Source organism: Streptomyces sp. NPDC104096, from assembly GCF_055584385.1.
This window is the reverse complement of the sequence record NZ_JBVJMD010000049.1, coordinates 56,938-65,869: the sequence shown is the minus strand read 5'-3', so window position 1 is coordinate 65,869 and position 8,932 is coordinate 56,938. Positions and strand designations below refer to the sequence as shown.

Sequence of the window (8,932 nt, the reverse complement as noted above, 5' to 3'; positions counted from 1 at the left end):
GATGACGACGGCGCCGGGGAAGCGTTCCTGGAATTCACCAGCTGTGTTGTTGCCGATGAGCTCGTCCGGCGCATCGATCACGAGGAAGTCGTCAGCGGGAGGAACGAACTGGCTCAGACTCCCTGTAGTACCCAGGAAGTCCCGGTAGTCCTGGGGAAACCGGACTCCGAAGTGGTGCTCGACCTGCGCGATCCGGTCGTCGTTCGAACTCATGAGGCAGTTCTATCAAGGGCAGAGCGGGTGACGGTGGCCGCCTTGTGCCGCGGTGAGGAGGACGCGTTTGCGGAGCAGGGGGAGCTTGGCTCGTCCGAACATCTGGCGCCGCTTCCATCGCTTGAGGCGACGGCCCCGGAACGGGACTCGGATGGGACCGCCGGCCCCCTGATACGCCTTGTCCGCCCAGCACTTCAGCTCCGCAGTGGTGAGCGCGTCGATGATCCCGTGGTGCCGGGCGGCCGTCAGATCGTGAGTCGAGCCGGGCAGCGCTGCCGAGGCCCGCAGTAGACGTCCGAACGGATCGGCGAGGACCTGCACGTTCATGCCGTGGCGTTTGTGTTTCCCGGAGTGGTACGGGGTGTCGGCGGCGATCCGGTCGATCGGCAGCAGCGTGCCGTCCAGGATCACAAACGCCTTCGTCCGGGCCGCCGTCATCGCCTCGGCCGGGGTGGGGGCCAGTGTGGTCAGAACATCGACAGCCTCGCGTATGTAGCGGTAGACCGTCGCGATCCCGATGCTGAACCCGGCGGCGAGTTGAGCACAGGTGTCACCGCACCGCAGGTGGGCCAGGGCGAGCAGGGCCTGACGCCCGGCCGCCAGCCGCCGCCACCGGGTACCGATCTTCCTGCGGCGGCCTGCGAGCTGCCCGGTCAGGTACCGCAGAGTGCGGCTGGACAGGTCGATCGACGACGGGCAAACAAGTACGCGAAGCTCCTGGCAGTACGGGTGATCTTGGTCGAGAACCCGTCCACCAGGAGCTTCGCCGCTTCGCTGAACCGTCCAACACGCTGTCACCATCGGCAGGTCGGAAAAGGCTCACTGTTACCGCGCAGCAAGACCAGCCGGGTTTCTTCGGTTCCCACCATCACGGCCGTCACGCTACCGACGGTGCTCCGCGCACGTGGGCACGTGGCGGCGGTGACCCCTTCCGCCCGTCACATGCGCCACCGCAGCGCGCCGGCGCACATTGCGCTGTCGCGGTGGGCTCAGCCGTTTTCGCGGTAGTACATGAACCAGTGGGTGCCGAAGTCTCGCCACCACCCGCGCCTGCGCCCGCGCCGAACAACAGGCCTCAGCAGGCTGATCGCAGCCGTACACCTCTGGTGGTGTGACTGCGCCCCACCTGCTCAGCGGATGGCGTACCCGTCCCACAGGGGGCCGCCAGCCAGGTCCAGCACCTCTGTCACGACCGCGGAGAAGCGCTTCGTATCCCCGGCCATCGCCTGCGTGGCGGCTTCGGACAACGCGCGGTGCATCGCGGGGTCGGCCGCAGCCAGCCGCCGGGACAGCCATTTGCCCTTGCCGAGCCAGTGCCCGCCGACCAGGAGGACCAGCTCCGATGCGCGCTGCAGCATGTGCGCGACCAAGTACACCCGCTCGACAGGGTCCGCGCAGCCACGCAGGTCATCGAGCAGGTCGGACAGGATGTACCGCTCGTAGTCCCGCTCGCGGTCCGAAAGCGGCGGCGGGCCCGCGGTCACACGCTTGCGGGACTCGTCCTGGAGCGCTGCGCCGAGCCCGTCCGCGTCTACCAGGAGCATGCCGTCTGCACACATGGCGAGCAGCGGCGAACTCCGCTTCGCGGTCTCCTGTTCGGCGAAGCCGTGCCAGGCGGCCTCTGTCTGCACGAACAGCTCGACCGGCCAGCCGCGGTACACCAGGTTCTCCCGCAAGGGGGCGGGCGGCCCGTCCAAGAGGATCACGATGTCCAGGTCAGAGGCGATCGTCCGGCGGTCGGTCAGGACGCTGCCGGCGAGGAAGGCCGCCCGGGCGGCGGGAAAACGGTCCCGCACCAGTTCACGGGCGGTGAGTACGGGGTCATCCATGACCGCAGAATACGTGCCGACATCGGTCCCGTCGGAGGGCGAGTGCACCGCATCACACCGGGCGCTCCTGGTCTCCACGGTCCTGTCCGATCGCGGCACGCGGAGTCTGCTGCTGCCGCGGTTGACCGGCCTACGGAAGTCGGTCCTGCGTGACCCACGGATCGGACCCGGTGGCACAGGAACGGCGCGGAAGGCACCTGGCGATGTCGCGCAGACCTGAGCGCCACCGGGTCCGGCCGAGCTGCCGGGAGCGGTCAGATTCGTCCCCCGGTGAGCCGGGTCAGGGGGCCCATCTGAGGCTTCGCGGTCGAGCGGCCCACCGCGAACGCGGCTCCGGCGACCCCGGTCACGGCAGCCGCCGCCCCGGCCGCGATCACCTTGCGGTGCTTGATGACCGTCCACGCCGAGCCGGCTACCGCCACGACCTTCGCAGCGTTGGCCTCGACCATCTGACGCCCGCTCTCAAGGCCCAGGACAGCCGTGCGCGTCACACCCCGGGCGGCGTCGCCGGCCGACTCGGCGCTGGACGCCGTGGACTTCTTGGCCTCCCGCGCGGTCTCCTTGGCCTGGTCGGCCGCGCCACGCGCCGTCCGGGTCCGAGAAGTGGCGGCCTTCTTGGCGCTCGCGGTGGTCGAATTCCTCGTGTTCTTGTTCTCGGTGGTCATGATGCTCTTCTTTCCTGTCAAGTCAACGTAAAACTGGGTGCTCGAATCGTTTAGAAGTCACGCGGCAGCAACGAACCCAGGGGGCCGAGATCCAAATTCAGGTCATCCATGGTGAGGTTGTACCGTTCGCACAGTTCCTCCATACGCTCCTGGAGAATCATCAGTGTCATGCCGATACGTTCCTCCTCGTCATCGGACAGGTCTCCCTGGTCGACGCGGTGGATCGCGGTCCTCTCCATGAGTTGACGCAACAGTTCGACGATGGTGAGGACCAGTTTCATGAGGTCCCTTTCCACCGTGTCGGAATCTGTCTGCCATCGCTGGTGCACCTTTCCCCGCACTGTGGCGTGCACCGTGCCCGACGTATCCGCAGGGTCCTTCGTGAAGAGGTCCCCAGGTGTTTCCCGCATGGTCAGAACTCCTCTGAGCGCGGCCGGGGAGGAGCGCAGTGGGGCGCCGGCTCGGTCGCTGTGATCGATCGGATGACCGCACGGAGATTGATGTGGACCAGATCGACGTCGGCGATGCTCAGCACGACATCACCCGTCAGCACGGCCCCGCCGTTCAGCAGGCGGTCGAGCAGGTCGATGAGGGCAACGGGAGGCCCGGCCAGATGATCGGCCGACCGGGTTTCCGCGGGCTGCGCACTCATGTCGGACGCCCGCTGCTCGCGCCCTCCCGCGCGGTCTGCGTCGCGAAGGAGTACGGAGCCCACGGGCCGGTCACTTCGACGCTGACGCCTTGCTCGTCACGCGCGAGCGCGCTCAGGCTCCTGCGGAACTCGTCCACCGTGTCCAGCGACACGAGATACGACTCGTTGGCCACGTTCTCACCCCGACCGTCCGACCATTCGACCTGCTGCGGGCGGTGCACCGCGCGCGCCGTGGCGAGCGCGTCCGCCTCCCGCCCCACGGCCTCCGCGACGGTGGACGCCGCGGCGTAGGCGCGCTGCGCGGTGTTCCGCTGTGCTCGGCGGCGTCGCAGGTAGGCGCGGCCGGGCGTCGAGGCCGCCGACTCGGCCTCCGCCTGGACCGGTGCCGAGTGCGGTACCGCGTAGATCTTCACGCCGAGCTCGACGTGACCGTCGAACACGCGCAGCAGTTCCTGAAAGTGCTCGTGCTGCTCGTCGAGCACGGCGACCACCCTCGCCTCGTCGCGGTACACCGTGGCGAGGCGCATCGGCAGGACGGTCGCCTGGGCGAAAGCCTCGTCGACGACGGCGTGGTGCGCTCGGGCGAGGCTCTCCAGGCGGCTCAGGTCCTCCAGTTCCGCCGTGAGGTTCGTCTCGTCGAAGCGGTCGGCCGGGACGGGTGACACCAGAGCGGCCAGACCGCGGCCGCGCACCAGCCGCAGGGCATGAGCGTCGACACCGGTGACCAGGGACGTCACTCGAGCCAGGGCTCGGTCGTCCTGGCCGACGGCGTAGACGTAGCACATCTGCGTGTCACTCATGTCCGGCCTTCCCCTGAGACGGGGACGCTACCGTGCGGTTCGCCTCCGCGGGCTCTTCGCCTCCCGCGGGTGCCGCGGCATGGTCCCCCGCGTCCAGGGCGGAGGCGGCACGCAGGCGGGCGATCTCGGCGCGCAGCCTTTCGTTCTCCTCGCTCAGTTCGGCCGAGGGAGCACGGGAGGCGGGCGGGGCGCCGGACGACAGGGAGGGGTCGTGCTCCCACCAGTCGATCCCCATCTCCTTCGCCTTGTCCACGGACGCCACCAGCAGGCGGAGCTTGATGGTCAGCAACTCGATGTCGAGCAGATTGATCTGGATGTCGCCCGCGATCACGACGCCCTTGTCCAGGACTCGCTCCAGGATGTCGGCCAGGTTCGCGGACGACCCCTGTCCCGCGTACGCGGGCGCGGCCCGCGTGGGAGCGGGCAGGCGGCCGCTGAGTGATTCGGACACGTCGTCAACCCTTGTCAGTCGTCCGGTGCCGGATCACGCACGCGCGGCTGCGCCGCGCCGGCGCCGGGAGGCTCGGGGAGCAGGCTCGTCGTCGTGCTCGGGCTCGACGTCGTCCGGCCGGCCGTCGGTGGACTCGTCCTCCTCGTCACGACCCTCGGGTTCGTCGTCCTCGTACGGCTCCTCGCCTTCGTCCTCCTCGCCTTCGTCCGTGAACTCGTCCTCGTAGCCGTCGAGGTCGTCCTCGTCGTAGGGCTCGTCGGTCTGCTCCTCGTCGGCGAATTCGTCCTCGGCCGCGTGGGTGTCGCCGTCTTCCCGGTCGCCCTGCTCGGACCCGTCGCCCTGTTCGGGCTCGCCGGACTCTTCCGATCCCTCGGCCTGGTCCGATTCCTCCGCCTGTTCACGCTCGACGGCGTCGTCGTGCGTGACGACGACCTCTCCGTCCTGGATCTCACCGCGCCAGCCGTCCGTCGCCTCTCCGCGCATCATGATGAACTTGCGGTACAGCTTCAGATCCAGCCGGGCACGGCGCCCCTGGGCACGCCAGATGTTCCCCGTCTTCTCGAACAGGCCCTTGGGGAAGTACTCGAGGACGAGCAGGACCTTGGTGAGGTCGTCGGTGACCGCGTGGAAGGTCACGACGCCCTTGACCGTGCCCTTGGCGCCCTCCGTCGTCCAGGTGATCCGTTCGTCAGGGATCTGCTCGGTGACGTTGGCCTTCCAACTGCGGGTGGACTTGGCCACCTTCACCTTCCAGTTACTGGTGGTGTCGTCCGCCTTCTCGACGCTCACCACCCCCTTGGCGAAGGTGCTGAACTCCTGGAACTGGGTCCACTGGTCGTACGCCTCGCGCACGGGCACGCCCACGTCGATGTCCTCGACGATGGTGACGCTCTTGGACTTGCCACCGCCCGACTTGCGACCCTTGCCGAACATCTTCTTGACCGTCTCCTTGAGATGGGAGACGCCCGCGGTCACGGCCGCCTGCCCGGGCGACTTGCCCTCGCTGAGCGCCTGGCCCCCCTTGGCGAGGCTCTTGAGCGCACCGCCGGCTCCGCCGCCCGGCTCGGCCAGCCTGGTGACCCCTTCGCCCAGCCGTCGGCCGAGGCCGGTGACGGTGTGCTCGACGCGGGCGAGCAGATATTTGCGCAGCTCTTCCTTGAGATGGTCGGTGGCGGGGCTGGCGAGCACGTCGCTCCTGACCTTGCCGAGGGAGGAGTCAGCCATTGTCCTCACCACCGCTCTTGCGGGTCGCGGCCGTCTTCTTCGCGGCGCCCGAGCGGGTCGCGCCCGACTTCGCGGAGCCGGTCCGCTTGCGGGCCGCCCCACCGGTGCGGCGTGCGGTGCCCTCCGTGGCCGAGCGAGCCCGCTTCGCCGGCGTGCGACCGCCGCCCGCGGACGTCCTGCCGCCGCGACCGCCCGACTCATCGTCCTGCTCGTCGTGCTTGTCGTCGGCGGCGTCGTCCGGCTCGTCGCTTTCGTCGCCCCGCAGCGTTCCCGTGACGGCCTGGGCGGAGTCCAGCGCCCGGGTGCGCTTCGCGAGCGAGTCGGCGAGACCGGCCGCGCGCTGGGTGAGCGCCTCGGTGGCGGCGGAACGGGTGGCCTCCACCAGCTCCGTGCGCACCTGCTGGTTGAGACCGCCGAGCGCGGGTGAGTTGGCGATCAGCTTGCCGACTCGCCTGGGGTCGAGGTCGAGCTTCTTGCCGGCCAGGAACACACCCAGCCCCATGGCCAACTTGGCCTTCTTCGTTCGCCCCAGGACATATCCGCCCACCAGAGCGACTGCTATCTTCACATTCTTCGTCATCCTGTGTGCACCTCGGTCTCTTCCCTTCGTCCTTCGTCACCGGTCATCGGGCGCTACGGATCATCAGGGGATTCCGCCGCCTTCCCGCTGGTGGCGCTCGATCTCTTCCAAGCGGTCGAGGAGCTCGTCCTCGCCGCGGTCGTACTCCTCTTCCGAGATGCGGCCCTCCGTCAGTTGCCTTTCGAGTGCCGCCAGTTGGCGCCGTACCGGCTCCGGGTCGTAGTACTCCTGCTCCGCGGCGGCGAGCACCTGGTCGATGACCCAGACCGTTCCCCGCACGGGTGCCAGCGGGAAAGTGAGGATGCCGGTGATCAGGCCCATGGCCGACTCCTTCCGATGCGTCGACGGACAGGTGCGGCAGGTACGGCAGGTACGGCCGTCAGACGAAGCTGTACGGCGGGAGCGGGCCCGTGAGGGTGAACGTGAAGGCGTCCCCACGCCGGTCGGCCTCGCGCTGCACGACCTCGACGAACGCCTGCGTCTCCGCGCTCCGGACGAGGAACGACAGACTGAGGAAGTGGTTGGCGCCGGGCTCGCCCGCCGACACGCTCGTCGCGGCCGGAGCCAGCGCGTCGCGGAGTTCGTCGACTGTCTCGGCCCGTCGCGCCTCCACCTCGTGGGAGATCATCTCGCCCAGGGCGAGACGCTCTTCGTGGGCGGCGGGGTCGGCCAGGGTCCGTTCACGCAGTTCCCGCACACGGTCGGACCGAAGGACGATCTCGCGCAGCAGGTCGTCCTCGTCGCGGGCGACCTTGAGGTTGTATTCGACGTGACCGTCCAACTGCGCCAGGCGAGTGCGATAGCCGTCGCCCTCCGAGTCGAGCGCCAGCGCGACCTGTTCGTCATCAGGGGCGAGGAGCCCGAAGCGCATGGGGAGGGTCGCGCCCTCGGCCATCAGCACCTCGAGGACGTTCTGGTGGGCCCTCACGTCACGGCGCTTGGCGCGCAGTCCCTCAGGTGCGTCACTGACGATCGCGGTCAGCGTGTCGGTGCGCACGGCCCGGAGCGCAGTCGGCGGCTCGCCGACGCCGGGCACACCATCGAGGTGCAGCGGGTGGTCGGCACCGGTGATGCCATAGACGTAGGTGGACACTTCTCACTCCTCGCGGCGCGAAGCGGACTGGCGGCTGGACGTGCGCGCCGCACGCTTGCGCGGCTGTTCCTCGGGTTCCTCGCGGTTCCCGTGAAGGGATTCCGTGAATGCCTCGACCGCCCCGGTCAAGGCTCCCTTCGACTTCCCCTTCGCACCGCTCTCGGTCATGTCACCGACGAGATCGGTGAGTTGACTGGGGGCCTTGCGCCCCGACTCCAGGTCGAGACGGTTGCACGCCTCGGCGAACCGCAGATAGGTGTCGACACTGGCGACGACGACGCGAATGTCGATCTTGAGTATCTCGATTCCCACCAGGGACACCCGCACGAATGCGTCGATGACGAGTCCCCGGTCCAGAATGAGTTCGAGGACGTCGTAGAGGTTTCCTGATCCGCTTCCCTGGGAGGTGGCACTGCTCTGTTGAACGAGTGACATGGTGGACTCCTTCCGTTGATCCGTCCCGGCGCCGCGCCACGTGAGGACGCGGGGCGCCTTCTTGAGTCAGCGGCGGTCGATCTGGCCCCTGGCGTACCGGCGCAGCCGCTCATAGGCGAGGAGGTTGCCCCGGCGGTCGAGTTCGATGCGATAGGACGCCATGACACTCATCGTGTCCGGCACCCGCTCCAGTTCGACGACCTCGACATGAGCCGACCATCCGTCATCCGTGCTTTCCACCGCGGAAACCATCACCGCTTCGCATTGAAGCAGCGCGGAGACCTGGGCACTTGCCTGCTGTATCACGGTGGCAAGATCCAGACGATCATCCGCGGCGTCGTCCCGCTTTTCGCTCTTGTCGTCGGTGGTGCTCATGATCTCCGCCTGCCGAAAGATTTTTTGAGGGCGTTCTTCGCCACCCTCAACGACTTCTGATGCGGTTTCCCAGGAGGCTCACACTTATGCCTGGCGGTCGGCATCGGGAGATCGTTCCTTCGTTCATGTGGGGGGTCGCGTGCTCCGCGGAGGAGCACGAAGGATCTCGACTGATGAATCGTCAATTCCTGCCCCGGAAAAGGAAGGACGTGAGCCGGGATCGTCGGTCCTACCCGGCGGATCGGCGTGCTGTGAGCGTCGGCGCGATCCCACGCCTCGGGTAGCTCCCGCTCCTCCGCGTCGGCGGCGGCGTCCTCCCGACCGCCCGGCAGGCCCGAGGTGAAGCCGGGCTCGCCCGCCACCTGAGCGGCGACCGCTCGGAGAAGACACTGCTTCCGGACCTCCGCGAGGAGCTCGTCCGAGACCGTCCGCCGGCCGGGCCGCCGATCCCGCCGCACGCCACCCTCGACCAGATCGAATCGGCCGCGGCCGCCGTCCTCAAGGGCGACAGCGACCGGGCGGCCACGGTCCGGCAGGGCTTCAAGGCCAAGGTGCAGGAGTTCCTGCCGCACCGGCACACCGCGGGGCAGCGGTGAACGACCGGCCGACCGTCCT

At 68.5% G+C, this 8,932-nt stretch carries 13 protein-coding genes and 2 pseudogenes; 1 reads left to right on the top strand and 14 read right to left on the bottom strand.

The features are described from left to right. The 14 genes and pseudogenes from ACZ60B_RS33925 to ACZ60B_RS33860 form a co-directional block, all read right to left on the bottom strand. Positions 1 to 213 (bottom strand): SMI1/KNR4 family protein (locus ACZ60B_RS33925; protein WP_469393913.1); only part of this gene is annotated, 213 nt, incomplete at its 3' end. A gap of 57 nt (positions 214 to 270) precedes the next feature. Beyond that, a pseudogene (locus ACZ60B_RS33920) lies at positions 271 to 900 on the bottom strand (transposase family protein); the annotation flags it as partial. Positions 901 to 1,343: 443 nt separating this feature from the next. Further along, positions 1,344 to 2,042: a nucleotidyltransferase domain-containing protein gene (locus ACZ60B_RS33915; RefSeq protein ID WP_469393919.1), complete on the bottom strand. Its 699-nt coding sequence runs from the start codon at positions 2,040 to 2,042 to the stop codon at positions 1,344 to 1,346. Between the two features lie 254 nt (positions 2,043 to 2,296). After that, a complete protein-coding gene (locus tag ACZ60B_RS33910; protein ID WP_469393912.1) occupies positions 2,297 to 2,707 on the bottom strand; it encodes a hypothetical protein in 411 nt (136 codons plus the stop codon). A gap of 50 nt (positions 2,708 to 2,757) precedes the next feature. Further along, positions 2,758 to 3,117, bottom strand: a complete 360-nt coding sequence (locus ACZ60B_RS33905) for a gas vesicle protein K (protein WP_469393910.1) — start codon at positions 3,115 to 3,117, stop codon at positions 2,758 to 2,760. 2 nt (positions 3,118 to 3,119) lie between these two features. Beyond that, on the bottom strand, positions 3,120 to 3,359 hold the full coding sequence (locus ACZ60B_RS33900) for a gas vesicle protein (RefSeq protein WP_469393907.1): 240 nt from the start codon (positions 3,357 to 3,359) through the stop codon (positions 3,120 to 3,122). Then, entirely contained in the window at positions 3,356 to 4,159 is an 804-nt protein-coding gene (locus tag ACZ60B_RS33895; RefSeq protein ID WP_469393905.1) for a GvpL/GvpF family gas vesicle protein, read from the bottom strand. The genes ACZ60B_RS33900 and ACZ60B_RS33895 overlap by 4 nt, the downstream gene beginning before the upstream one ends. Then, positions 4,152 to 4,610, bottom strand: coding sequence for a gas vesicle protein (locus ACZ60B_RS33890; RefSeq protein ID WP_469393903.1), 459 nt, complete (start codon positions 4,608 to 4,610; stop codon positions 4,152 to 4,154). The genes ACZ60B_RS33895 and ACZ60B_RS33890 overlap by 8 nt, the downstream gene beginning before the upstream one ends. A gap of 33 nt (positions 4,611 to 4,643) precedes the next feature. Next, a complete protein-coding gene (locus tag ACZ60B_RS33885; protein ID WP_469393902.1) occupies positions 4,644 to 5,834 on the bottom strand; it encodes an SRPBCC family protein in 1,191 nt (396 codons plus the stop codon). Then, positions 5,827 to 6,414 (bottom strand): hypothetical protein, encoded by a 588-nt coding sequence (locus ACZ60B_RS33880; RefSeq protein WP_469393899.1) that lies wholly within the window; start codon positions 6,412 to 6,414, stop codon positions 5,827 to 5,829. The genes ACZ60B_RS33885 and ACZ60B_RS33880 overlap by 8 nt, the downstream gene beginning before the upstream one ends. Before the next feature lie 63 nt (positions 6,415 to 6,477). Then, positions 6,478 to 6,735 (bottom strand): gas vesicle protein GvpG, encoded by a 258-nt coding sequence (locus tag ACZ60B_RS33875; protein WP_469393897.1) that lies wholly within the window; start codon positions 6,733 to 6,735, stop codon positions 6,478 to 6,480. 58 nt (positions 6,736 to 6,793) lie between these two features. Then, the gene (locus ACZ60B_RS33870) at positions 6,794 to 7,507 is read right to left on the bottom strand and encodes a GvpL/GvpF family gas vesicle protein (protein WP_469393895.1); all 714 of its coding nucleotides are present in this window, start codon (positions 7,505 to 7,507) and stop codon (positions 6,794 to 6,796) included. 3 nt (positions 7,508 to 7,510) lie between these two features. Further along, the gene (locus ACZ60B_RS33865) at positions 7,511 to 7,942 is read right to left on the bottom strand and encodes a gas vesicle structural protein GvpA (RefSeq protein ID WP_469393894.1); all 432 of its coding nucleotides are present in this window, start codon (positions 7,940 to 7,942) and stop codon (positions 7,511 to 7,513) included. A gap of 66 nt (positions 7,943 to 8,008) precedes the next feature. Then, a complete protein-coding gene (locus ACZ60B_RS33860) occupies positions 8,009 to 8,317 on the bottom strand; it encodes a gas vesicle protein GvpO (RefSeq protein WP_469393892.1) in 309 nt (102 codons plus the stop codon). A gap of 413 nt (positions 8,318 to 8,730) precedes the next feature. On the opposite strand from ACZ60B_RS33860, the pseudogene ACZ60B_RS33855 reads away from it, so the two are divergent. Continuing rightward, a pseudogene (locus tag ACZ60B_RS33855) lies at positions 8,731 to 8,913 on the top strand (hypothetical protein); the annotation flags it as partial. Between the last annotated feature and the right edge of the window lie 19 nt (positions 8,914 to 8,932).